Source organism: Methylobacterium sp. PvP105, from assembly GCF_017876975.1.
In the GTDB taxonomy this organism is placed as follows: Bacteria; Pseudomonadota; Alphaproteobacteria; order Rhizobiales; family Beijerinckiaceae; genus Methylobacterium; species Methylobacterium radiotolerans.
Window position 1 is genome coordinate 847,438 of sequence record NZ_JAGIPA010000001.1, and the last position, 21,786, is coordinate 869,223.

The window sequence follows — 21,786 nt, forward strand, 5'->3', positions numbered from 1 at the left end:
CTCCCGGCGGCCGCGCGGGACGCGCGCGGCCGCCGGCTCAGCCGGAGGACCACCCATGTCAGAGACGCAGATCGTGCGGGCTGCCGCGGTCCAGATCGCGCCGGACCTCGACCGCCCGGACGGCACCCTGGAGCGCGTGCTCAATGCGGTCGACGAGGCCGCCGCCAAGGGCGCGCGCTTCATGGTCTTCCCCGAGACCTTCCTGCCCTACTACCCCTACTTCTCATTCGTCCTTCCGCCCGCGCTCCAGGGGCCCGAGCATCTGCGACTCTACGAGCGCGCGGTCGCCGTGCCGGGCCCGGTGACGCAGGCGGTCTCGGCGGCCGCGCGGCGCCACGGTGCGGTGATCGTGCTGGGCGTGAACGAGCGCGACCACGGCTCGCTCTACAACGCGCAGCTGATCTTCGACGCGGACGGCGCCCTGAAGCTCAAGCGCCGGAAGATCACACCGACCTACCACGAGCGCATGATCTGGGGTCAGGGCGACGGCGCCGGGCTCGCCGTGGTCGAGACGGCAGTCGGCCGCGTGGGGGCGCTGGCTTGTTGGGAGCACTACAATCCGCTCGCCCGCTACGCCCTCATGGCGCGCCACGAGGAGATCCACGCCGCTCAGTTCCCGGGCTCCCTGGTCGGCCAGATCTTCGCCGACCAGATGGAGGTGACGATCCGTCACCACGCCCTGGAGGCGGCCTGCTTCGTGGTCAACGCCACGGGTTGGCTCACCGACGAGCAGGTCGCGCAGGTCTGCCCGGACGAGCGCCTGCGCGGCGCCTGCCGGGGCGGCAACTGCACCGCCATCGTGTCGCCCGAGGGCAAGCACCTCGCTGATCCTCTCGGGCCGGGCGAGGGCATCCTGATCGCCGACATGGACCTCGCGCTGGTGACCAAGCGCAAGCGGATGATGGACTCGGTCGGCCACTACGCGCGGCCCGAACTCCTCAGCCTGCTCCACGACGACCGCCCGGCCGCCTCCGTGCAGCGGCCGGCCCGTTCGCAGCCCGCCCACCGGAGCCTCGACCATGAGCAGCAGCCCGCTTCCGACGAGTCGTCGCGCGTCCCCGCCGGTCCCGACGGGCCTCATCGGGATGCCGACGGAGCGCCTGATCAACGCGTTGCAATCCTACGGCGTTAGGCTCGCCGACAGCCGCGCCGGGGCGCCGAGCCGCCGCGGCGGCGCCGGGCCGTCGGATCACAAGGCGATGACCATCGCGGGCCGCACCGTGATGGTGCCGGTCCATACCGAGGCCGCCTTCGACTCGCCCTTCCTCGTGCGCCCGCCGGACGCGGACGGGATCGCGGTGATCGAGCACGCGGGCGTCGTGGTCGGCCGCGTCACCTTCCCGGGGCGCCCGCGCTTCTATGCCCTCTCCACCTTCGACGGCGTGCCCTACGCGAAGATCGCGGTGCTGCACGGGCGCGACGTCCTCGCCACGACGGTGCTGCAGACCTGCATCCGCTACCAGAGCCGCGCCAAGACCTGCCAGTTCTGTTCGATCGGCCAGTCGCTGGCCGCCGGGCGGACCGTGGCGCGCAAGACGCCCGAGCAGCTCGCCGAGGTCGCCCGCGCCGCCGTGCTGCTCGACGGCGTGAAGCACATGGTCATGACCACCGGCACGCCGAACGCTACCGACCGCGGCGCCGCGATCCTGTGCGAGAGCGCCTTCGCGGTGAAGGCCGCCGTCGACCTGCCGATCCAGGCCCAGTGCGAGCCGCCCGACGACGACCGCTGGTTCGAGCGGATGCGGGCGTCCGGCGTCGACGCGCTCGGCATGCACCTGGAGGCCGTCACGCCCGAGGTGCGGGCGCGGATCATGCCCGGCAAGGCGAGCGTGCCGCTGGAGCGCTACTTCGACGCCTTCGCGGCGGCCGTGCCGGTCTTTGGGCGCGGCCAGGTCTCCACCTACATCCTCGCCGGCCTCGGCGACGCGCCGGACGCGATCCTGGCGACGGCCGACCGTCTGATCGGGATGGGCGTCTACCCGTTCGTGGTGCCCTTCGTGCCGATCTCCGGCACGCCGCTGGAGAGCCATCCGGCCCCCGGGCCCGACTTCATGCACGCCGTCCTGAAGCCGCTCGCGGAGATGCTGGGCCGGGCGGACCTGCGCTCCGCCGACATCAAGGCCGGCTGCGGGCGGTGCGGCGCCTGCTCGGCGCTCTCCACCTACGAGCGCGCGGGCGGGGCGGCGTGATGTTCGACCCCGTGCCGCCGTACCGGCCCAGCCACTTCCGGGTGAAGTTCGCGGTCGCGCCCTGGGAGCGGCGCGCCTGCGCGGCCCTGCGCCGGCAGGTCTTCTGCGCGGAGCAGGGGATCTTCGCCGAGGACGATTGCGACGCGATCGACGCGCACGCCCTCCCGATCTGCGCCCTCTCGACGCTCGGCGGCGACGCGGACGCCGTCGTCGGCACCGTGCGGATCCACGAGGACCGCGCGCGTCCGGGAACGTGGTGGGGCTCGCGCCTCGCCGTCGCCAAGCCCTTCCGCAGCGCCGCCGCCCTCGGGACCGGGCTCATCCGGGTCGCGGTGTCTTCGGCCCGCGCGCGGGGCTGCACCCGCTTCCTCGCGCACGTGCAGGAGGGCAACGTCGCGCTGTTCGAGGCCCTGCACTGGGAGAGCCTCGACGCCCTGGACCTGCACGGGCGGCCCCACCGCCTGATGGAGGCGGATCTCGCGGCCTACCCGCCGATGCACGATCCCGAGAACGGGCTCCTCACCTTCCGCAGGGCCGCGTGACCGCCGCGGTCGACACACGGGCGCTGGCCCGCCAGATCCGCGAGGCCCGCGGGGTCGGCCACAAGCGCGACATCGACGCGGTCGTGCGGCGGCTCGGTCTCGGAAGCCGGCACGCGGCCGTGCCGGTCGGCGACGACTGCGCGGCGATCCCCGACGGCGACGGGCACCTCCTGCTGGCCATCGAGGGCTTCCTCGACAGCTTCGTGGCGGACGACCCCTACTTCGCCGGCTACTGCGGGATCATGGTCAACCTGAGCGACGTCGCCGCCATGGGCGGCCGCCCGCTCGCCGTGGTCGACGCCCTCTGGAGCCCGGATGGAGCGGCCGCCGATCCGGTCCTGGCCGGCCTGTCCGACGCCGCCGCGCTCTACGGCGTCCCGGTGGTCGGCGGCCACACCAACACGCGCGCGGCCGCCGGCAACCTCGCGGTCGCGGTGCTCGGCCGGGCGGGGCCGCGCCTTCTGACGAGCTTCGACGCCGCGCCCGGCGACGACCTCGTCGCCGCCATCGACCTGCGCGGGCGCTTCCGCGACCCGCACCCGTACTGGGACGCCTCCACCGGCGCGCCGGGCGCGCGGCTGCGCGGTGACCTCGCGCTGCTGCCGGGCCTCGCCGAGGACGGCCTGGCCCACGCCGCGAAGGACATCAGCATGGCCGGCATCGTCGGCACGGCGCTGATGCTGCTCGAGTGCTCGGGGGTGGGCGGAGTCATCGACCTCGACGCGATCCCGCGTCCCGACCACGTCCCGCTGCCGCGCTGGGTGAACGCCTTCCCGAGCTTCGGCTACCTCGTGAGCGTCCGACCCGACCGCACGGCGGCCGTGGTGGCGCGCTTCGCCGCGCGCGGCATCGCGGCGGCGCAGATCGGGCGCCTCGACGGCAGCCGGGTCGCCCGGGTGCGCGACCGGACGTGCGACGAGGCCGTCGTCTGGGACTTCGCTGCCGACGCGCTGACCGGCTGCGGCCGCGAAAGAGCGGAGGCCGTGCCGTGACGGGCCTGCGCGTCGCGATCCTGACCCATTCCACGAACCCGCGCGGCGGCGTCGCCCACAGCCTCGCGCTCGCCGAGGCCCTGTGCGCCCTCGGCCACGAGGCGGTGGTGCACGCGCCCGACCCGGCAGGCCGCGGCTTCTACCGGGACGCGGCCTGTCCCACGGTGGCGGTGGCGGCCGAGCCGGTCGAGGGTGCGACGGTCGATCTCGTGCGGGCCCGCATCCACGACTACCTGCGCCACTTCGCGACGCCGGCCGCCTGCGACTTCGACGTCTTCCACGCCCATGACGGGATCGGCGGCAACGCCCTCGCGACGCTCAGGCACCGGCGCCTGATCCCGGGCTTCGTCCGCACCGTGCATCACGTCGACAGCTTCGCCGATCCCGTGCTCGCGTCGTGGCAGGACCGCGCGATCCGCGAGGCCGATCGGCTGCTCTGTGTCAGCCGCCTCTGGGCCGACTGGATCCGGGACACGCTCGGCGCGGAGGCCGGGATCGTCGGCAACGGGGTCGACCTGTCGGTCTACCGGCCCGCGCCGACCGGGGCGGACGCCGCGTTCCGGGACCGGTGGGGTCTCGGCGGGGGGCCCATTATCCTGAGCGTCGGCGGCTTCGAGGCGCGCAAGAACGCGCTCGGCATCGTCGGGGCCTTCGCGCGCCTGCGGGCGCGCCACCCCGGCGCGCAGCTCGTCGTCGCCGGCGGCGCCTCGCTCCTCGACCACGCCGCCTATCGCGACCGCTGCCGCGCGGCCCTGGCCGCCGCGGGCCTCGAGGTCGGTCGCGGCCTCGCGGTCGTCGCGACGGGCCCGGTCCCGCAGGCCGACATGCCGGCGCTCTACCGAGCCGCGGACCTGCTGGCCTTCCCGTCGTGGACGGAGGGGTTCGGCTTGTGCGTGCTTGAGGCCATGGCCTGCGGAACGCCCGCGATCGTCTCCGACCGCCCCCCCTTCACCGAGTACCTCGCGCCGACCGACGCGCTGTTCGTCGATCCCGCCGACCCGGACGCCATCGCGGACGCCATGGCGGCGGCGCTGGAGCCGCGGACCCGCGCCCGCCTGCGAGCGGCGGGGCTGGCGCGTGCGGCCACCCATTCCTGGCGCGCCTGCGCCGCGCGCCACCTCGACGCCTACGCCGGGTGCGCCCGCGGCGCGGCCGCCGGGCGCTCCCAGTCTCTCGCCGGTCCGGCAGCCCTCACGGAGTTGGAGCCATGACGTCCACGACCCGTCACGTTCCCGTCGCCATCGTCGGCGGGGGGCAGGCCGGCCTCTCGGTCAGCTACCACCTCAAGCAGCGGGGCATCGCGCACCTCGTGTTCGAGAAGCACACGGCCGCGCATACCTGGGCGACGCAGCGCTGGGACACGTTCTGCCTCGTCACGCCGAACTGGCAGTGCGACTTGCCGGGCCACCGCTACGATGGACCGGATCCGGACGGGTTCATGAGGAAGGATGAGATCGTCGCCTACCTCGAAGCCTTCGTCGCCAAGGTGAGGCCGCCGATCCGCGAGGGTGTGGCGGTCACGCGCGTGGCGCGGCGCGACGACGGTCTGTTCGCGGTCCAGACCTCGGAGGGCGACTACACCGCGGACGAGATCGTGGTGGCCTCCGGCGGCTACCACACGCCGATCATCCCGCGCCTGGCCGAGAGGCTTCCGCCCGCGATCACCCAGATTCACTCGAACGCGTACCGCAATCCGGCGCAACTGCCCGACGGCGCGGTCTTGGTCGTCGGCTCCGGGCAGTCCGGCGCGCAGATCGCCGAGGACCTGCATCTCGCCGGTCGGCAGGTGCACCTCGCCGTCGGCGACGCGCCCCGCTGCGCCCGATTCTACCGCGGCCGCGACGTCGTCGCGTGGCTCGCCGACATGGGCTACTACGAGAAGACCGTCGACGATCACCCGCTGCGCGACGGCGTCCGGGACAACACCAACCACTACGTGACTGGTCGCGACGGTGGCCGGGACATCGACTTGCGCCGCTTCGCCCTGGAGGGCATGGCGCTGCACGGCATTCTCGACGACTACGCCGACGGCGCGCTCCGCTTCCGCGACAACCTGCGGCGCTCGCTCGACCAAGCCGACCGGACCTACAACGGCATCAACGCGGCCATCGACGCCTACATCGCCGAGGCCGGCATCGCGGCGCCTGTCCAGGCGCCCTACAGCCCGGTCTGGGAGCCGGGCGAGCCCGTCACCGCGCTTCCCCTCGAAGGATCCGGCATCACCAGCATCGTCTGGTGCATCGGCTTCGCGCCGGATTTCCGGTGGCTCGACGCGTCCGTGTTCAACGGCGCCGGGCGGCCGAAGCACCGGCGCGGCGTCACGCAAGAGGCGGGCATCTCCTTCGTCGGCCTGCCCTGGCTGAACACCTGGGGTTCGGGGCGCTTCGGCGCGGTCGGCCGGGACGCCGAGTACATCGTGCAGGTGATCCAGGCGCGTCTCGGCGCCGGCGCGGTCGGTCTGAAGCGGGCGGTGTGAGCCGGGTTCTCGTCGGGGCAAAGTTGCGCCGGCGCGCGTCGCAGATATTGCGGCTATTCGGGCCGGACATGCGGGGTATCCGCAGCACCGAAGCGCCGTTGGGATCCAGTGTTCGGCGTCGTACCTCGTTCAGATCCCGGCTTGTTCGCCTGTATCGCATCGGTTAGCCAAGCGCCGTTGCGGCGTCTGAGCCGCGGAGACCCAGGAATTATCCATGCGAGGACGTATCGTCGGTGTCGGGATCGCGACGGCTCTATCGGTGATGACCGGCGCGGCATCCGCCGAAACGTTGCCGGCACGCAAGGCCGGCTTGTGGGAGAGCAAGACCACCTCGACCGACGGCAACACGACGGCGCGCCAATGCATCGATGAGAAGACCGATCAGATCGCGCAGGCCGCGTTCGGCGGTGGGCAGAACTGCTCGAAGCGCACCATCGTGAAGACGAGCACCGGCTACAAGGGCGAGACGGAGTGCAAGCTCGGCCCGATCTCGGCCGCGGGCAACACCGTCATCACCGGTGACTTCAACAGCAAGATCCACATGGAGGTGGATACGACGCTGACGGGCCTGCCGAACGCCAAGGAGCCCATGCGGCGCCAGATGGTCATCGACGCCACCTATATCGGTCCCTGTGAGGCTGGACAGAGCCCCGGCGACATCATCCTGCCCGACGGCAAGATCGTGAAGATGCCCCAGCCGGCGCCCCGATAGGCGTCTCGACAGGCTCGTCGGGCGTGGGAGAGGCTGTGGGAGCTCCGCACACGCCGCACGCGCGTCGCACCCCGTCCTAATCTCTGCGGCGCGCGCCACGGCGTCCGAGTGGCTCCGATCCGCGGCGAGGATCCATGCCGCGAGGCCGGCGCCGGCCCACGCCGGCGAGCAAGCTCAATTTATGGGATATTAAATACATTCGGCTAATCGTGCGCCCTGCAGCCGCAGAATTGTTCTATTCGGCTGCCGCGAGGCCGCCGTGTCGCTACAGAGTGTCTCAATTCGCACAAAACTCGTGGTCGCATTCTCGATTCTGACCGTCTTCGTGGTCGGACTCGGCATGCTCGGGCTCATGAGTACGCGCAAGCTCCGCGAGCAGGCGGTCGAGATCGATACGAACTGGATGCCGAGCATCCGCGCGCTGGGCGAGATCGACACGCTCACCGCACGCAGCAGCGGTCTCCTGCTGCGTCACACACAGGCGACCGATCCGGCGCTGCTCGCCACCATCGAGAAGGACATGGACAGCTTCGATCGGAAGCTGGCCGACCGGATCGCCGTCTACAAGGGGCTGATCAGCTCCCCCGACGAGCGGACGCTCTTCGATGCGTTCAACCAGGAGTCCCAGACCTTCAAGACGGTGCGCAACGACGTCGTCGACCTGTCGCGGGCGGGGAAGAAGGCCGAGGCCTATCAGCTCTACGAGACGAAGGGACTGATCCCGCGTCGCGCCGCGTCCAAGGCCCTGGAGAAGCTGATCGCCATCAACAACGCCGGCGCCGACGCCGCGCAGGCTCAGAGCACCGCGATCTTCAACGAGACCTGGACGCTGAGCCTCGTCGCCATCGGTCTCGCCGTGGCTGTCTCGGTGCTGTCGGGCGTGATCATCGTCCTCGGCGTCACCCGCGGCATCGCCTCGGTGGTGCGGCCGATGCAGGCGCTGATCGCCGGCGACCTGTCGGCCGAGATCCCGTACCAGGGCGAGAAGACCGAGATCGGCACCATCGCGTCCGCCGTCGCGGTGTTCAAGCAGGGGCTCGTCCAGATGAAGGCGCTGGAGGCCGAGACCGCCCAGGCGCGCCTCGCCGCCGAAGAGCAGCGCCGGATCGGCATGCGCCAGATGGCCGACAGCTTCGAGGCCGCGGTTGGCGGCATCGTCGGGCAAGTCTCCGCCTCCGCGACGGAGTTGCAGGCCACCGCCGGCTCCATGTCGGCCATGGCGGGGCAGACCTCGGCGCAGTCCGGTGCGGTCGCGGCCGCCGCCGAGGAGGCGGCCTCGAATGTCAGCACCGTCGCGGCGGCCGCCGAGGAACTCGGCGCATCGGTCCAGGAGATCGGACGTCAGGTCCAGGGCTCGGCCGAGCTGGCCCGTTCCGCCGCCGGCGAGGCGGACGAGACCGGGGCCCTCGTGCAGGAACTCAGCACCGCCGTCGCCAAGATCGGCGACGTGGTCGGCCTGATCTCCTCGATCGCCGGTCAGACCAACCTCCTGGCGCTGAACGCCACGATCGAGGCCGCCCGCGCGGGCGCGGCGGGCCGCGGCTTCGCGGTGGTGGCCTCGGAGGTGAAGGCCCTCGCGGAGCAGACGGCCCGGGCGACCGGGGAGATCTCCACCCAGATCGGCCGGATCCAGGGCGTCACCGGGCAGGCGGTCTCCGCCATCGGGACGATCACCGGGCGCATCCGCGAGATCAACGGCGTCGCCACCTCGATCGCGGCCGCCGTCGAGGAGCAGGGTGCGGCGACGCAGGAGATCGTCCGCAACGTCACCCAGGCCGCGCAGGGCACGGGCGAGGTGACGAGCAACATCGCCGGCGTGGCCGGTGCCGCCGAGGAGACCGGCGCCGCGGCGAGCCAGGTTCTGGGCGCCGCCTCCGAGCTGTCTCGCCAGTCCGAACACCTGTCGGCCGAGGTCGGACGGTTCCTCGCCACCGTGCGCGCGGCCTGACGCGCCGCGCGACGAGGGCAGCGCTCGATAGTCAATCGCCGGGGTGTGCCGCAGCACCTCGGCGGGGAAAGCTTGAGCTTACATCAGGGTCATACCGCGAACACAGTCGCGGACCTGATGGAGACTTCGATGACCCGCGTTGCCCGCTTCACCCTCGCCGCTGCCGCTGCCGCCGCCACCGTCGCGGTTCTCGCCGGCACCTACGTCGAGATCCTGGACCGCGCCCTCCCGATGCACTTCGTCTGAGACGGCGGGTGCGAAGCGGATGAAGACCGCATCCCGGGACGCCGCCGTCCGGCGACGGCGCCCCGGGATGCGGGAGGGAGGTGGCCGATGAATCGATTCCTGACTTCCGTCGTCGAGGCCGCCCTCGGTTTCGGCGCGGCCGTGCCGCTGATCGTCGACCCGTCCGGCGATCCGCCCGCGAGCTCGAATACCGGCACGCCCGAGACCGGCGCAAATGCGATCCGAGCGTGAGCGCGCCTAGCGCTTCTGCGTGTTCGGTGCCGACTGGTCGGTCTGCGGCTCCATCTTAGTGGAGTCGGGCTTGGTCGGCGTGCTGTTCTGGGCCTGCTTGTCATCGCAGCATGCGAGACTGAGCAGCAGTAGCCCGGCGAGCGCGATGCGCGTTCCTACCGTCATGGATCCTCCCTGCGGCGTGTGAGCGGCGCCCGTCCGCGGGCGGGACAGCGCCGCTCGCGCCGTGACGCGGTCCCGTCAGCGGCTGCCGGCCGGCGGCTTGGAACCGGATCCGGCATCGTTCGGGCCGGTGCTGTTCGTCGTGCCGGAGCGGCTCATCGAGCCGGTCGACGGTCCGCTCCCGGCGGCGCCCGGCGTGGAGCCGGACCCCGCATCGCTCGGTCCGGTGCTGTTGGCCGTGCCCGACCGGCTGGTCGCACCGCCGGTATTCTCCGCGGCCGCTGCGGGGATGGCGGCCGCGAGAAGGGCGGCGATGGCGAGACTCGTGAGCTTCATGGCGGATCTCCCTCTGGTCCGGCAATCGCGCTCGCGGAGCCGTTACCGGTCATCCGGGCAACCGCACGCCGCCGCGCCTGTTCCGGCCACGTCTTCGACGCGCCCGCGCGGGTGCCGGATCAGGATGCCTCCGGCGGCGCGTCCGGCCGGACTGCCGCCGGGGTAGCTACACGCGCCTGCTCGTCCGGCATCCGGTAGCCCCGATCCCAGGTGGCCCACGCCTCCGAGTCCGGCGGATAGGGGTTCGCGGTGATCGGATCGCCGCGATCGCGGGCGTGGCGCCCCTCGTCGCTGATCGCGGCGGGTGAACGGGTCGATGGCGTCATCGGCACTTCTCCAGCACTGACGTCTCGATCGCGGTCCGGGTCAGTGGACGATCGGGGCCGGCTCGGCCCGCATCTGCGAGCCGGAGGCGGTGACGCGCCACACGGCGCCGCCGACATCGTCGGCAATGAGGAGCGCGCCGTGACCGTCCATCGCCAGCCCGACCGGGCGCCCGCGAGCGTGTCCGTCATCCGTGAGGAAGCCGGTCACCACGTCCTGGGCCTTACCGGCCGGCCGGCCGTTCTCGAAGGGGATGTAGACCACCTTGTAGCCGTTCAGCGGCTCACGGTTCCAGCTGCCGTGCTCGCCCACGAAGGCGCCGGCACGATAGGCCTGCGGCAGACCCGCGCCGCTGGAGAAGGTCATTCCCAGGGGCGCCACGTGCGAACTCAGCGCGTAGTCGGGCATGAGTGCGGCGGCGACTAGGTCCGGACGCTGCGGCATCACCCGCGGATCGACGTGGTTGCCCCAGTAGCTGTAGGGCCAGCCGTAGAAGCCGCCATCCTTCACCGAGGTCATGTAGTCGGGCACGAGGTCGGGCCCGAGCTCGTCGCGCTCGTTGACCACGCACCACAGGGTCTCGGTCTGCGGCTCGACGGTCAGGCCGTTGGGATTGCGCAGGCCCGTGGCGTAGAGCCGGTGCGCGCCGGATGTCCGGTCGATCTCCCAGATTGCGGCCCGGTCCTTCTCCTCGTCCAGCCCGTTCTCCGTGATGTTGCTGTTCGATCCGACGCCGGCGTAGAGCTTGGAGCCGTCCGGGCTCGCGGTCAGGCTCTTGGTCCAGTGGTGATTGATGCGGCCCGCCGGCAGGTCCACGAGCTTCACGCCCGGCTCGGTGATCGCGGTGTCGCCGGACTTGTAGGGGTAGCGCACGACCGCGTCGGTCTCCGCGACGTAGAGGTCGCCGCCGACCAGCACCATGCCGAAGGGCGCGTTCTGCTTGTCGAGCAGCACGGTCCGCTGCTCGGCGACGCCGTCGCCGTCGGCATCCCGCAGCAGGGTGATGCGCTGACCCGGGGTCTCCGCGGAATGGGACTTCCGCTCGAGCCAGCCCATGATGATCTCCTTGGGCCGGTTGATCGGCGGCGTCGGGCCGCCGCTCTCCGCCACCAGGACATCGCCGTTGGGCAGGACGAGGAGCGAGCGCGGGTTCTTCAGGCCCGTTGCGAGGGCCTTCACTTGCAGCCCGGATGCGCCCTCGGGCGTCTCGCCGTCCTTCCAGCCGACCGCGCTCGAGACGTGCATCGGCGGCAGCAGGTACTGATGCAGATCGGGCAGTGGCGGGTTCGGTCCGACCTGGGTCTGCGGGTCGATGGGATCGGGCCCGCAGGCGGCGAGCGGAAGCAGAACGCCGGCGACGAGGAGCGGGACGCGCCGGATCATGCCGGCTCCTCCGTTCGCATGCCGACACCGTGCCGGTGCACCAGCGCGGCGCCGCTCCAGCCAGTGACCAGCAGGATCAGCACGACGACGGTCGACAGGATCAGACCGGTCGGCACGACCGACGTGTAGGCGTCGCGACTGTGCACCAAGACGTTGATGAGGCTCAGGACCAGAGCCACCGCGTTGCCGGCGGCGTGGATCCAGGCCGGCCGAAGGCGGCGGATACCGCGATCGCCGAGAAAGTCGATGAGCCCCGCCACCGCGGCCAAGGTCGACGCGATCAGGCCGACGCTGAGGAGCCAGGCCGAGAAATTCGCCCACTGCATGTTGGCCGTGAGCCAGTAGGCGATGTCGGTCACCAGCGTCCCCACGAAGCAGACGACCGGGATCGGGACCAGCATCACGTGGATGGGGTGACCTGCGATTCGGGCCGTCGCTTGCGGGGTCTTCGGGATCAAGCCGGGATCCTCGGCGGACGGAGCTGCTTCGATGCAGGATGTACCGGCGGCCGGAGCCGAATGTTCCCGGCTCCGGCCGCCAGGCGAGGTCCTACGCTCTCGCGTGGCCGAGCGATGTCGGTCGGTATGAGGTCGTTCTGTCGACGACCTGTGCAGAGGGATGGGCGGTGGTTAAAGCAGAGCCGCCCGGCCCGATCTGCCGGAACGCCCGCTCGCCGATCTGCACGCGCTTCCGCTGACGCCTGCGGTCACGGGCGTGCGCCAGGCCGTATGCCCGCCGCTCCCGCGTCAGTGCGATCGATCGGCGCGATCCGGTGCTCGGCCTTTCGTGCTGTGGGTATGGTGGCTGTCCCGCTCGCCGCCCCCACCGGAGACGTGGGACTTCGAGTCGTTGGTCGGGCTTCCCGGCGCGGGCCCGTGTTCCGCCGCGTCGTGCGGCTTCGTGGCATCCTGATGGCTGCTGCCCGGTCCGCCGTGATGACGGTCGGCTGCGGGGGTCTTCTTCGATGTGCTCATACCGTTCCTGCTGATGCGCCCGCCGCGCTGGCCGTCTCTCCGAAGATCCGCGCGGCACGAAACCGGTCGGCGATGTCTGGCCAACCCTGCGGGTCCGACGGTGTTCCTGCGGGAGCGGTGCCGCGGCGGTACGTTCGGACTCGGGAACAGGCCGATCCGCCGTTCATTAAAGCGGCGGGTTCGGCGCAGAGGAGGATTCTCTTGGACGGCTCGTCGCGTGTCGCCGCGCTGACGGCAGGAGCCGTCACGCTCGCAGCCGTCGGCCTCGTCGCCTGGGCCCGGCGTTCCCGGGTCAGCGTCCGTGCCAAGCTGGTGAACGACGTGGCGCTGCCGCTGTGCGGCATGAAGCGCAGGGCGCGCGACGCGCAGGGGCTGCGGCGCGAGATCGCCCGGCACCGGCGGATCGAGCCCGCACGGCCGACCCTCTGGCAGCGCCGCGAGCGCAGCGTCCGAACCGACCTACTGGACGGCGCGGAGGTGATCACGGTCAGCCCGCGCGGCGGAAGCTCGGGCATCACGATCCTCTACCTTCACGGTGGCGCCTGGGTGTTCGACGTTCTCGGTCCGCATTGGCGTATCGTCGACGCCCTCATCGCGCGCACCGGTGCCCGGGTGATCCTCCCGCGCTACCCGCTGGCGCCCGAGAGCACCTGGCGCCAAACTTACGCGTTCCTCGAGGAGCTCCTGGGCTCGATCGGCGCTGAGGCGCGCGACCGGCTGATCGTCGCGGGCGATTCGGCGGGAGGCTGCCTGTCCCTCGGAATCGCGCAGCGGCTGCGCGCGCGGGGGGAGCCGCTCCCCGCAGGTCTGCTGCTGTTCTCACCCGCGCTCGACCTGACGTTCTCGGATCCCGGGGTGGCGGCCATCGCGCCGCGAGATCCGATGCTGGCGGTGCCCGGCTGCCGGGAGGCGGCGCGCCTCTGGGCGGGCGGCACGCCGCTGACGGATCCGCGGATCAGCCCGCTGTTCGGGTCCCTCGAGGGGCTCCCACCGACGGCGATCGTCACCGGCACGCGGGACATCCTTCATCCGGATGCCCTGCGCCTGTCAGACGGCTTGGCGCGGGCGGGGCGCGAGGTGGCGCTGTACCGGTATCCCGGCCAGTGCCACGTCTTCGTCGGGGCGCCGATCCCCGAGGCGACCCGCGCCCTCGACGAGGCCGGCGCCTTCATCCGACGTCGTGTCAGCGCGTCCGACGCACGCCGTCAGCGACCTGTATACCCCGAAGCTGCGGCCGCCTCTTTCAGGCGCTCGAACGCCGTGGCGTAGCGCTCGCGCAGGAACGCGGCGTTGGGCGGGATCCGGCTCGGACAGAGGTTGTCCTCGGTATCGGACATCTTGATCAGCAGCGCCGCGAAATTGCCGGCGGCGATCAGGGCCGTGACCCGCTCGGAATAGGCGGTCCGGCTCGGCGGCTTGGTGAGAAGCGTCACCGTCTCGACGATGTCCGCCTCGAAGCCGGCGGCGCGGAGGTCGGCTGCCGTGCGCGGCGTGTCCTCCAGCACATCGTGCAGGAGCGCGGCCTGCATGACTCGCATCGGGTCAATGTCGAGCCCGTCGATGAGTCGGGCGTGACCGGCCCGGGCCTGGGCGGCGTTCGCGACGCGTTCCAAGTGCCGCATGCACGGCTCGCCGCCCTTGTCGAGCTGGCCCGCATGCGCGGTGAGGGCGAAGGTATGGGCATCGAAGATCGTCGGCACGCACCCGGCTCCCCAGAACGACCGACCCGAAGCTACGCCGCGCCGGCCTTCCGCTCCGGGAATTCGCCCGCCCGCCGCGGCGTTCCCGCTCAACCGGCCGCCGCGCCCGCCGCGCGGCGCCGTGACGCCGTACGCTTCGTGGCGACGCGCTTACCACATTTCGTGGATGCGCAGTCTTCGCTGTCGATTCAAAAGTTCACGTTGGCAACACTATTGCCCAGCTCCCGTGGAATCGCCATCTCTTGTTCCGTAATCGGACAAGCGGCGGGTCGCGCTTCAGGATCGAGACAATGATGTCCGGGACACTCGAGAAGCCGCTGGATGTCGGTGGGCCGCTGAGCCGCCGGGCGGCGGCGCTGGCCAACGTCCGGTGGTTCCGCGCGCTGGCGTGGCGGGCCCTGCGCGACGGCGGTCCGCGGGCCGAATTGCGCGCGTCCAACGCGCGAGCCGCGGCGCGGATCGTGCTGCGTCAGGCCAAGCGGGAGGCCCTGGTCGCCCGGCTGGCGCGTCAGGCCCTCGACACACCCCTCTAGGCGCGGTCGCGCCGCGTCGGGGCCGCGGGACCGCTGGGTCGGCCGGGCACTGCGCCCGGCCGCGGCGTTGGTGAGCGTCAGCGCTTGAACTTGCCCTCGTACTTGAACTCGGGCGCCGCCTTCAGCTGATCCTTGCTGGCGCCGATAATGGCCTTCCACTTCTTGGCGTCGGCGTCGTAGCCGATCGCGATCGAGCTCGGGGCCACCGCGACGTAGCGCTCGCCCATACCGAGGAAGCCGCCGACGGAGACGATGTATCCGGCCAGCTTCTCGTGATCGATCACGAGGTCCTTGATCTCGCCGACCGTGTTGTTCTGCGCGTCGGTGACGTTGAGGCCGATCAGGTTGTAGCTGAGCACCGCGTCCTGCGGGACGGTCTCGAATTTCGGCGCGACCGTCGCGGGCGCCTCGTTGGCGGCGAAGGCGGGGCCGGCGAGGGCGGCGGATGCGAGGGCAGCGAGGACGAGGCGGCGCATAGTGAACTCCAATGGCCCGGTATGGGTGCTCGGAAATCGTCGCCTCGATCGCATCGTTCCGCGACAACACGGAAATGTTAATGCGCGGAACATGGAACCTTCGCCCGGTGCGCGGGCAGGGTGGCAACGCGGCCACGCCGTGGGCGAAGCGGCAACTGTATTGAAGATCGGCCGGGACAGATCGCCCGACTGCGCACCGATCGTTCCTGGCCGACCTTACCCCGGGACGGCATGCCGGGACTCGCAGAGGTCGGGAGGAGACACCGTGGCGGGAGGAGTGCTCGAGACGAGGCGCGGATCGGCGACCGGCGCCTGGGTGGACGGCCTCATCGGCGTCACGATCTTCAGCGCCTCGCTCGTGGCGACACGCCTCGCGCTGACCGGCATGGACGCGCTGTTCCTCAGCGCGGCCCGGGCTGCGCTCGCGGGCCTCGCCGGCGCAACAGCTCTGCTGGCGCTCCGACAGGCCCGCCCGCGTCGAACCGATCTCCCGGCGCTCGCCATCGTGGCCGCGGGCGTCGTGGTCGGCTTCCCGCTCCTCACCGCCCTGGCCCTACGGACGGTCGGCGCCGCGCACGGCACCGTCTTCGTCGGCCTGCTGCCCCTTTCCACCGCCCTGTTCGGTGCGCTGCGCTCCGGCGAACGGCCGTCGCCGATCTTTTGGCTGCTCTCGATCACCGGCGCGCTGGTGACGGTCGGCTTCGCCGCGCGCGGGCTCGACGGACCACCCTGTGCCGGCGACGCCTTCATGCTGGCCGCGATCCTGCTCTGCGGGCTCGGCTACGCCGAGGGCGGCGTCCTGGCCCGCAGGCTGGGCGGCTGGCAGGTGATCGCCTGGGCCACCGTCCTGTCGCTGCCGGTCAGCCTGCCCCTCGCCCTGCTGCTCCGGCCTGCCGAGCTGGCCGCGATCCCGCTGCCGGCCTGGGCGGGCCTCGGCTACGTCGCCCTGTTCAGCATGCTGATCGGATTCGTGTTCTGGTACAGGGCTCTGGCGCGCGGCGGCATCGCGTCGGTCGGACAGCTCCAGCTGCTGCAGCCCTTCCTGGGCCTCGGCGTCGCCGCGCTGATCCTGGGCGAGCGGATCGAGCCCGCGATGATCGGCGCCGCCCTGGCAGTGGCGGCCTGCGTGGCGCTGGCGCGGCGCTTCGCTTGAGAGCGGGCCGGGCGCCGTCGGCCGGCCCTCGTCAGCCGGACTTGGCCACCACCTCGATGTCGCGGTCGAGGCCGCTCTCGACCTTGAACTCCCGGGTGTAGACCTGTCCGTCGTGGCGGGCGATCAGCACGTAGTCGCCCTCCGCGAGAGTCACCTGTGGGAAGGCGCCGATCGCCTCGCGGATCGTGTCACCGCCGGGGGTCAGGACCGAGAAGGCGGTGCCCGCGAAGGCCTCGGCGCCGGGAGCGGCCACAAGCTTCAGGGTCACCGTCGCGGCGCGGTGGTTGAGCGTCGCCTCCGTGACCTTGCCGTTCTCGACGCGCAGGTCCGCGCGCTGGATCGCGTTCGACTCACCGTAGGTCGAGACCACGTGATACGTACCCTCCGGCAGGCGCAGCAGCTCGCCGGTCTTGATGCCGGCGCGCACGAGCCGGCCCTCGGAGTTGGTCCCGACCGGGACGAAAACCGAGAACGTCACCTGCCCGGGCGGGATCTTCTGGTCGCCCACCGCGCCCGCGAGCTTGAGGGCGCCTGCGGCCACCCGGAGCGTGTCGGTCGTCGGCTGACCGCCCATCACGATCCGCTTCGACGCGCTCGCGAAACCGTAGGTTACGGTCGCCACGTAGGCGCCCGGCGCGAGGGTGAAGTGCGGCTCGGCCTCGGTCGAGCGGGCGACGATCGACGGGCGCGTGCCGTCACCGCGATCCTCGTAGATCCGCCACGCGAGCCCCTGGCGCAGGGCCGTGCCAGGGCCCGACAGGAGCGCGGACAGGGACAGCTGCGCCTCCGGCTCGGCGGGGGGAAGAGACGGCGGCAGGTTCGGGGTGGTGATCGACGGCGACGGCAGAGCGCCGCCGAGCCGGTTCTGGAACGGGTCCTGCTGCGCGCGCGCGGCCGGCGGGCCGGCGGCGAGAATCGCCAGCGCGGTCGCTGCAAGCCTCATGCGCATCGGTCGGCCCTTCTCTGCTCGTCACGCCGGTCGCGACACCGGATCGTCCGGGTCCGCCTCTGACCCCCGACCATGGCGGCGGCAAGGCCGCTCTTCCACAGGCGGCCCGCGCATGCCACATCCCGGTCGGGACGCGATACCGGGACGGAGCGCATGACCGCCACCCTCGATCTCCTGAAGACCCGCCGCTCGGTGCCGCCGGTGCTGCTGGACGAGCCCGGGCCAGACCGGGCGCAGCTGGACACCATCCTGACCGCCGCCGCGCGCGTACCCGACCACGGCAAGCTGGCGCCCTGGCGCTTCATCGTCATCGCCGGCGACGCCCGGGCCAAGGTGGGCGAGGTCATCGCGGCGACCTTCGCGGCCGACAATCCCGACGCCGGACCCGAGCGGCTCGCCCAGGAACGGGCCCGCCTGACCCACGCTCCGGTCGCCATCGCGGTGGTCTCGCGGGCGGGGCCGCACGTGAAGATCCCGGAATGGGAGCAGGTGCTCTCCGCCGGCGCCGCGACCATGAACCTCCTGATCGCCGCGAACGCCGCCGGTTTCGCCACGTCCTGGCTGACCGAATGGTTCGCCTACGACCGCCGCGTCCTCGACGCCCTCGGCCTCGCGCCCACCGAGAAACTCGCGGGCTTCGTCCATATCGGCCGGGCGCGCGAGGTGCCCTCCGACCGGCCGCGGCCGGCGCTCGACGAGATCGTCACCTACCTCTGAAGGGACCGGCCGTGCACTACGATCTCGACCTGCCGCGCGAGGCGCGCGCCCTCCCGCACAACCCGCTCAAGGCCATCGTCGCGCCGCGTCCGATCGGCTGGATCAGCGCCATGAATCACGACGGCGCGCTCAACCTCGCGCCCTACTCGTTCTTCAACGCCGTGGCCGACAATATGGTCGCGTTCTCGTCCTCTGGCCGGAAGGACGCGATGACTTTCGCCGAGGAGGGCCGGGAATTCGTCTGCAGCCTCGCCACCTGGGACCTGCGCGACGGGATGAACGATTCCTCGGCGCCGCTGCCGCGGGGAACGAGCGAGTTCGCCTTCGCCAATCTGGAGACCGCCCCCTCGCGGAAGGTGCGGCCGCCGCGTGTGGCCGCCTCACCGGCGGCTCTGGAGTGCCGCTGGCTTCAGACCGTGCCGCTGGTGCCTCTCGGGGGCGGCGAGGCGGAGAATTTCCTGGTGATCGGACAGGTGGTGTCGATCTACGTCGACGAACGTTTCGTGACGGACGGCATGGTCGATACGGCGGCGATGCATCCGATCATGCGGGGCGGATACTTCGACTACTTCCACGCGACCGCCGACACGCGCTTCCAGATGCGCCGGCCGAAGGGCGCGGGCGAGTTCACCGGGTCCTGAAACAGGAACCGGTTGTGCGCGGCCGATTGAGGACTTGTTTACCATAGCGGGCGCAGGTTCGGGCGGTCTCCAGCACCGTGCCCGCCCGGATGTTCCTGTTCACCACGCCGTCGAGCCCACCGGAGAACCCGCCGCCCCAGGCGCGGGCGCTGCCGGGCACGCCCGCCTCCGGGCCGGTGGTCCAGGCCATCCGTGACGGGGCGACGGCGAGCGGCGTCGGCTTCGACTATCTCCTCGCCACGGCGCGGCGCGAATCCGCCCTCGATCCCGCGGCCAAGGCCGGGACCTCCTCGGCCACCGGCCTGTTCCAGTTCATCGAGCAGACTTGGCTCGGGGTGATGAAGAATGCCGGGCCGCGGCTCGGGCTGCAGGCGCAGGCCGACGCCATCACCCGGCAGTCGGACGGCACCTACACGGTGCCCGACGCGAGCCAGCGGCAGGCGATCCTCGACCTGCGCCGCGATCCCAAGATCTCCGCGACGCTGGCCGGCGCCCTGACTCAGCAGAACGCCGACGCCCTCACGAGCGCCCTCGGCCGTGAGCCGACCGCGGGCGATCTCTACGCGGCGCACGTGCTGGGCGCGAAGGGCGCGGCCGCCCTGATCTCGACCGCCCGCGCCTTTCCGGAGCGCGCCGCCGCCCTCGACCTGCCGGAGGCGGCCGGCGCCAACCGGGCGCTGTTCTACGACCGCGCCGGCCGGCCGCGAAGCGCCGCCGAACTCTATGCCAGCCTCGCGGCGGCGGCCCAGGGCGCCGCCGCCACCGACCTGACCGGCCTGCGCCAGGACGGCGCCGCGGCGCCGCATGCCGTGTCGGCCTACGCCAGCGCGGCGACCGCCTTCGGCGGGACCTCGGATCTGCGCAGCCTCTTCCAGACGGACCAGCGCGGCGCGGCCTCCGACGCCGCGGCCCGACTCTGGCAGGCGCGCAACGGCGCTGCGCCGGTGCAGCACGCGGCGCCCACCTACTTCCCGCGCTCCGACTCGGAACCGCCGCCGCGCGTCGCCGCCGTGGAGCCCGACGTCACGGGCGCCCTCAGCGAACCGGCGACGCCGCCGGGCGCCGCCCTCCTCAATCCGCCGCTGCCGCCCCGCCGACCCGCGGAACTCGCGGCCGCAGCGTCCATGTCCGGCAACAGGACCAGCCTGTTCGCGCCCCGGAGCGGTCGATGATCATCCGCGACTTTCTGGCCTGGACTCAGGACGCCTCGGCCGAGCGCCGGGCCGAGGCGACCGCGACGCTGGCCCGGACCTACCTGTACGGCGACCTGGGCGCCGAGGCGGCCTGGGAGGCCAAGACCGCGCTGCTCGCGCTCCTCGACGACCCGTCGCCCCGGGTGCGCCGGGCGCTCGCCGAGACCTGCGCCGCCTCGGCGCGGACACCGCGGCCGCTGGTCGTCGCCCTGTCCTGCGACGTTCCGGAAGTGGCGCGGCCGGTGCTCGCGCGGTCGCCGGTCCTCACCGATGCCGACCTCGTGGACGCGGCCGCCCTCGGCGACGAATCGACCCGCGCGGTGATCGCCGCCCGGCACCACCTGTCCCACGCGGTCGCGGGCGCGCTCTCCGAGATCGGCGAGACCGACACGCTGGTCGTGCTCGCGGCCAATCCGACGGCGAAGATCACCGCGGGCCGGATGCTGCGCATGATCGAGCGGCGGGGCGACGAGGCCGCCTTGCGCGAGGCACTCCTCACCCGCGCCGACCTGCCTCCGGAAGTGCGCCACGCCCTCGGGATCGCGGTGGCGCGGGCGCTGACGGGGTTCGTCACCGACCGCGCCTGGCTCGGCGCCGAGCGCTGCGACCGGATGAGCCGCGAGGCCGGCGAGCGGGTGGCGCTCGAGGCCTGCGACGGCTTCGGCGCGGCCGCCGTCACGCGGCTGGTGACGCACCTGCGCGCGACCCGCCAGCTGACCGCGGGCCTGATCCTGCGCGCCGTGCTGTCCGGCCGGACGGACTTCGCCCTGGCCGCCCTGGCCGACCTGTCGGGCCAGGATCATGCCGGCGTCGCCCGGGCCATGCGCGACCCGCGCCTGTTTGCCGACCTGCACGACCGCGCCGGGCTGCCCGGCGCGCTCCTGCCGGCGATGCAGGCGGCGCTGTCCGCGTGGCAGGATCTCGTCCGCGAGGCGGCCCCCGTTCGCGGGACCGGCCTGTCCCGGCGCCTCATCGAGTCCGCCATCGCGGCCTGCGGTGACCTGTCGGATCCGGACATGCATCCGGTGATCGCGCTGCTCAACCGCTACGAGGCCGAGGCGGCGCGCGACGAGGCCCGCGAGGTGGCGCGCGCCATCGCCGCCCAGGCGCTGGCGCGCGAGACGGCCCGCCGGGAGGCCGAGGCCGCCGACGCCGCGTGGCGCGCCGCCCTGGAGACCCAGCGCTCGACCGCCTTCGCGAAGGAGGCCGATACGGAAGCCCCGCTCGTCGTCGCGGTCCCCGAAACCGCGGACGTCCCGCCCGAGGTCGAGCCGGTCAACCCGGTCGGCGCGATCCTCGACGCGCTGCCCGAACAGATCCTGGCCTGGTATCGCCCGGAGGGGTTGGACCCGGAGGTCCAGGCCGCGACCGACCTCGTGCTCGACGGCCTCGGCGACAGCCTCCTCGATCATTTCCGCGCCAGCCAAGGCCGCGCGGAGCCGGAGCCCGACGCGAGCGCGGACAAGCCGGAGCGCATCGCCGCCTGATCGTCGCGGCGCCGGCCGCACGGGGGCTTCCGAGCCCCGCGTCCCGTCCAGCAACGTCAGGTCTCGCGGTGGGGTGATAGCACCGGACATGTCCCGATACCGTCGGCTCCCGGGAGCGGAGCCGCGCTACGTCCTGGCGGCGGCACGGACGCTGATCGCGGAGCGCGCCTACCGGTTCAGCCTCTACGCGGTCGACGTGGCCGCTTCCGACGGTCAGACCGGCCGCCACGTTCTCGCCGTGCCGGTCGCGATCGGCGCGGTCTCGATCACGGTGGGCCTCGTCCTCACCGAAGAGGATTCGCGTCGGGCCGACCGGGGCGATCTCGAGGGCATCGCGGCCGTCGCCCAGGCCGTGCAGAGCGGATACCGGCGCTTCCGCACCTTCCCGGCCAACGAGCTGGGGCGTTTCGTGCTCTGATGAC

26 protein-coding genes are annotated in these 21,786 nt (G+C 72.2%); 17 read left to right on the forward strand and 9 right to left on the reverse strand.

Annotated elements, in window-relative coordinates; genetic code table 11:
- Positions 1-55 precede the first annotated feature (55 nt).
- The 9 genes from J3A75_RS04040 to J3A75_RS04085 all read left to right on the forward strand — a co-directional run bounded on the left by J3A75_RS04040 (position 56) and on the right by J3A75_RS04085 (position 9,336).
- The gene (locus J3A75_RS04040; protein WP_024827777.1) at positions 56-1,132 is read left to right on the forward strand and encodes a Nit6803 family nitrilase; all 1,077 of its coding nucleotides are present in this window, start codon (positions 56-58) and stop codon (positions 1,130-1,132) included.
- Complete coding sequence (locus tag J3A75_RS04045) at positions 1,086-2,189, forward strand: MSMEG_0568 family radical SAM protein (protein WP_012317270.1); 1,104 nt, start codon at positions 1,086-1,088, stop codon at positions 2,187-2,189. Before J3A75_RS04040 ends, J3A75_RS04045 begins: the two co-directional genes overlap by 47 nt.
- A complete protein-coding gene (locus J3A75_RS04050) occupies positions 2,189-2,731 on the forward strand; it encodes an MSMEG_0567/Sll0786 family nitrogen starvation N-acetyltransferase (RefSeq protein WP_175654113.1) in 543 nt (180 codons plus the stop codon). The genes J3A75_RS04045 and J3A75_RS04050 overlap by 1 nt, the downstream gene beginning before the upstream one ends.
- Positions 2,728-3,723, forward strand: a complete 996-nt coding sequence (locus tag J3A75_RS04055; RefSeq protein WP_024827774.1) for a sll0787 family AIR synthase-like protein — start codon at positions 2,728-2,730, stop codon at positions 3,721-3,723. Before J3A75_RS04050 ends, J3A75_RS04055 begins: the two co-directional genes overlap by 4 nt.
- Complete coding sequence (locus J3A75_RS04060) at positions 3,720-4,934, forward strand: MSMEG_0565 family glycosyltransferase (protein ID WP_012317273.1); 1,215 nt, start codon at positions 3,720-3,722, stop codon at positions 4,932-4,934. The genes J3A75_RS04055 and J3A75_RS04060 overlap by 4 nt, the downstream gene beginning before the upstream one ends.
- Positions 4,931-6,199, forward strand: a complete 1,269-nt coding sequence (locus tag J3A75_RS04065; protein WP_043072983.1) for an MSMEG_0569 family flavin-dependent oxidoreductase — start codon at positions 4,931-4,933, stop codon at positions 6,197-6,199. Before J3A75_RS04060 ends, J3A75_RS04065 begins: the two co-directional genes overlap by 4 nt.
- Before the next feature lie 214 nt (positions 6,200-6,413).
- The gene (locus J3A75_RS04070; RefSeq protein WP_043072984.1) at positions 6,414-6,911 is read left to right on the forward strand and encodes a DUF3617 domain-containing protein; all 498 of its coding nucleotides are present in this window, start codon (positions 6,414-6,416) and stop codon (positions 6,909-6,911) included.
- Positions 6,912-7,170: 259 nt separating this feature from the next.
- Positions 7,171-8,859: a methyl-accepting chemotaxis protein gene (locus J3A75_RS04075; protein ID WP_053620659.1), complete on the forward strand. Its 1,689-nt coding sequence runs from the start codon at positions 7,171-7,173 to the stop codon at positions 8,857-8,859.
- Between the two features lie 333 nt (positions 8,860-9,192).
- Positions 9,193-9,336, forward strand: coding sequence for a hypothetical protein (locus J3A75_RS04085; RefSeq protein WP_159392698.1), 144 nt, complete (start codon positions 9,193-9,195; stop codon positions 9,334-9,336).
- 6 nt (positions 9,337-9,342) lie between these two features.
- Here the strand turns inward: J3A75_RS04085 and J3A75_RS04090 are convergent, their stop codons facing one another.
- From J3A75_RS04090 to J3A75_RS36355, 6 genes are all read right to left on the reverse strand, one after another.
- Complete coding sequence (locus J3A75_RS04090; RefSeq protein ID WP_164891328.1) at positions 9,343-9,501, reverse strand: hypothetical protein; 159 nt, start codon at positions 9,499-9,501, stop codon at positions 9,343-9,345.
- Positions 9,502-9,576: 75 nt separating this feature from the next.
- Entirely contained in the window at positions 9,577-9,834 is a 258-nt protein-coding gene (locus tag J3A75_RS04095; protein ID WP_012317279.1) for a hypothetical protein, read from the reverse strand.
- 119 nt (positions 9,835-9,953) lie between these two features.
- A complete protein-coding gene (locus tag J3A75_RS04100) occupies positions 9,954-10,160 on the reverse strand; it encodes a hypothetical protein (RefSeq protein WP_029358337.1) in 207 nt (68 codons plus the stop codon).
- Positions 10,161-10,200: 40 nt separating this feature from the next.
- Positions 10,201-11,541, reverse strand: a complete 1,341-nt coding sequence (locus J3A75_RS04105; RefSeq protein WP_063111020.1) for a PQQ-dependent sugar dehydrogenase — start codon at positions 11,539-11,541, stop codon at positions 10,201-10,203.
- Positions 11,538-11,999 (reverse strand): DUF2231 domain-containing protein, encoded by a 462-nt coding sequence (locus J3A75_RS04110; RefSeq protein ID WP_070998357.1) that lies wholly within the window; start codon positions 11,997-11,999, stop codon positions 11,538-11,540. The genes J3A75_RS04105 and J3A75_RS04110 overlap by 4 nt, the downstream gene beginning before the upstream one ends.
- A 288-nt stretch (positions 12,000-12,287) precedes the next feature.
- A complete protein-coding gene (locus J3A75_RS36355; protein ID WP_012317283.1) occupies positions 12,288-12,515 on the reverse strand; it encodes a hypothetical protein in 228 nt (75 codons plus the stop codon).
- A 201-nt stretch (positions 12,516-12,716) separates the two neighbouring features.
- Between J3A75_RS36355 and J3A75_RS04115 the strand changes: the two genes are divergently transcribed.
- Complete coding sequence (locus J3A75_RS04115) at positions 12,717-13,784, forward strand: alpha/beta hydrolase (protein WP_159392699.1); 1,068 nt, start codon at positions 12,717-12,719, stop codon at positions 13,782-13,784.
- On the opposite strand, the gene J3A75_RS04120 is transcribed toward J3A75_RS04115, so the two are convergent.
- On the reverse strand, positions 13,721-14,215 hold the full coding sequence (locus J3A75_RS04120) for an HD domain-containing protein (RefSeq protein WP_029358342.1): 495 nt from the start codon (positions 14,213-14,215) through the stop codon (positions 13,721-13,723). The genes J3A75_RS04115 and J3A75_RS04120 overlap by 64 nt on opposite strands.
- A gap of 290 nt (positions 14,216-14,505) precedes the next feature.
- On the opposite strand from J3A75_RS04120, the gene J3A75_RS04125 reads away from it, so the two are divergent.
- On the forward strand, positions 14,506-14,748 hold the full coding sequence (locus J3A75_RS04125; RefSeq protein ID WP_029358344.1) for a hypothetical protein: 243 nt from the start codon (positions 14,506-14,508) through the stop codon (positions 14,746-14,748).
- Between the two features lie 77 nt (positions 14,749-14,825).
- Here J3A75_RS04125 and J3A75_RS04130 read toward each other — a convergent pair whose 3' ends face one another.
- Positions 14,826-15,224 (reverse strand): PRC-barrel domain-containing protein, encoded by a 399-nt coding sequence (locus tag J3A75_RS04130; protein WP_012317287.1) that lies wholly within the window; start codon positions 15,222-15,224, stop codon positions 14,826-14,828.
- 265 nt (positions 15,225-15,489) lie between these two features.
- Between J3A75_RS04130 and J3A75_RS04135 the strand changes: the two genes are divergently transcribed.
- Complete coding sequence (locus J3A75_RS04135; RefSeq protein ID WP_083374256.1) at positions 15,490-16,377, forward strand: DMT family transporter; 888 nt, start codon at positions 15,490-15,492, stop codon at positions 16,375-16,377.
- Positions 16,378-16,408: 31 nt separating this feature from the next.
- On the opposite strand, the gene J3A75_RS04140 is transcribed toward J3A75_RS04135, so the two are convergent.
- Positions 16,409-17,326 (reverse strand): hypothetical protein, encoded by a 918-nt coding sequence (locus tag J3A75_RS04140; RefSeq protein ID WP_012317289.1) that lies wholly within the window; start codon positions 17,324-17,326, stop codon positions 16,409-16,411.
- 153 nt (positions 17,327-17,479) lie between these two features.
- Between J3A75_RS04140 and J3A75_RS04145 the strand changes: the two genes are divergently transcribed.
- The 5 genes from J3A75_RS04145 (at position 17,480) to J3A75_RS04165 (ending at position 21,782) form a co-directional block, all read left to right on the forward strand.
- On the forward strand, positions 17,480-18,043 hold the full coding sequence (locus tag J3A75_RS04145) for a nitroreductase (protein ID WP_024827764.1): 564 nt from the start codon (positions 17,480-17,482) through the stop codon (positions 18,041-18,043).
- Between the two features lie 11 nt (positions 18,044-18,054).
- Positions 18,055-18,684 carry a flavin reductase family protein gene (locus J3A75_RS04150; protein WP_012317291.1) on the forward strand — a complete coding sequence of 210 codons (630 nt, stop codon included), beginning with the start codon at positions 18,055-18,057 and terminating at the stop codon, positions 18,682-18,684.
- Positions 18,685-18,773: 89 nt separating this feature from the next.
- Complete coding sequence (locus J3A75_RS04155) at positions 18,774-19,856, forward strand: lytic transglycosylase (RefSeq protein WP_070998361.1); 1,083 nt, start codon at positions 18,774-18,776, stop codon at positions 19,854-19,856.
- The gene (locus J3A75_RS04160) at positions 19,853-21,364 is read left to right on the forward strand and encodes a DUF2336 domain-containing protein (protein WP_070998363.1); all 1,512 of its coding nucleotides are present in this window, start codon (positions 19,853-19,855) and stop codon (positions 21,362-21,364) included. The genes J3A75_RS04155 and J3A75_RS04160 overlap by 4 nt, the downstream gene beginning before the upstream one ends.
- Positions 21,365-21,452: 88 nt before the next feature.
- Positions 21,453-21,782 (forward strand): hypothetical protein, encoded by a 330-nt coding sequence (locus J3A75_RS04165; RefSeq protein WP_053620650.1) that lies wholly within the window; start codon positions 21,453-21,455, stop codon positions 21,780-21,782.
- Positions 21,783-21,786 lie beyond the last annotated feature (4 nt).

Excerpts from the sequence above, each read along its gene's own strand:
- J3A75_RS04105 (WP_063111020.1), bottom strand. The coding sequence starts at position 11,541 with ATGATCCGGCGCGTCCCGCTCCTCGTCGCCGGCGTTCTGCTTCCGCTC.
- J3A75_RS04165 (WP_053620650.1), top strand. The coding sequence starts at position 21,453 with ATGTCCCGATACCGTCGGCTCCCGGGAGCGGAGCCGCGCTACGTCCTG.
- J3A75_RS04050 (WP_175654113.1), top strand. The coding sequence starts at position 2,189 with ATGTTCGACCCCGTGCCGCCGTACCGGCCCAGCCACTTCCGGGTGAAG.
- J3A75_RS04095 (WP_012317279.1), bottom strand. The coding sequence starts at position 9,834 with ATGAAGCTCACGAGTCTCGCCATCGCCGCCCTTCTCGCGGCCGCCATC.
- J3A75_RS04155 (WP_070998361.1), top strand. The coding sequence starts at position 18,774 with ATGTTCCTGTTCACCACGCCGTCGAGCCCACCGGAGAACCCGCCGCCC.
- J3A75_RS04125 (WP_029358344.1), top strand. The coding sequence starts at position 14,506 with ATGATGTCCGGGACACTCGAGAAGCCGCTGGATGTCGGTGGGCCGCTG.
- J3A75_RS04130 (WP_012317287.1), bottom strand. The coding sequence starts at position 15,224 with ATGCGCCGCCTCGTCCTCGCTGCCCTCGCATCCGCCGCCCTCGCCGGC.
- J3A75_RS04040 (WP_024827777.1), top strand. The coding sequence starts at position 56 with ATGTCAGAGACGCAGATCGTGCGGGCTGCCGCGGTCCAGATCGCGCCG.
- J3A75_RS04160 (WP_070998363.1), top strand. The coding sequence starts at position 19,853 with ATGATCATCCGCGACTTTCTGGCCTGGACTCAGGACGCCTCGGCCGAG.
- J3A75_RS04100 (WP_029358337.1), bottom strand. The coding sequence starts at position 10,160 with ATGACGCCATCGACCCGTTCACCCGCCGCGATCAGCGACGAGGGGCGC.
- J3A75_RS04090 (WP_164891328.1), bottom strand. The coding sequence starts at position 9,501 with ATGACGGTAGGAACGCGCATCGCGCTCGCCGGGCTACTGCTGCTCAGT.
- J3A75_RS04070 (WP_043072984.1), top strand. The coding sequence starts at position 6,414 with ATGCGAGGACGTATCGTCGGTGTCGGGATCGCGACGGCTCTATCGGTG.
- J3A75_RS36355 (WP_012317283.1), bottom strand. The coding sequence starts at position 12,515 with ATGAGCACATCGAAGAAGACCCCCGCAGCCGACCGTCATCACGGCGGA.
- J3A75_RS04140 (WP_012317289.1), bottom strand. The coding sequence starts at position 17,326 with ATGCGCATGAGGCTTGCAGCGACCGCGCTGGCGATTCTCGCCGCCGGC.
- J3A75_RS04145 (WP_024827764.1), top strand. The coding sequence starts at position 17,480 with ATGACCGCCACCCTCGATCTCCTGAAGACCCGCCGCTCGGTGCCGCCG.
- J3A75_RS04065 (WP_043072983.1), top strand. The coding sequence starts at position 4,931 with ATGACGTCCACGACCCGTCACGTTCCCGTCGCCATCGTCGGCGGGGGG.
- J3A75_RS04085 (WP_159392698.1), top strand. The coding sequence starts at position 9,193 with ATGAATCGATTCCTGACTTCCGTCGTCGAGGCCGCCCTCGGTTTCGGC.
- J3A75_RS04045 (WP_012317270.1), top strand. The coding sequence starts at position 1,086 with ATGCCGACGGAGCGCCTGATCAACGCGTTGCAATCCTACGGCGTTAGG.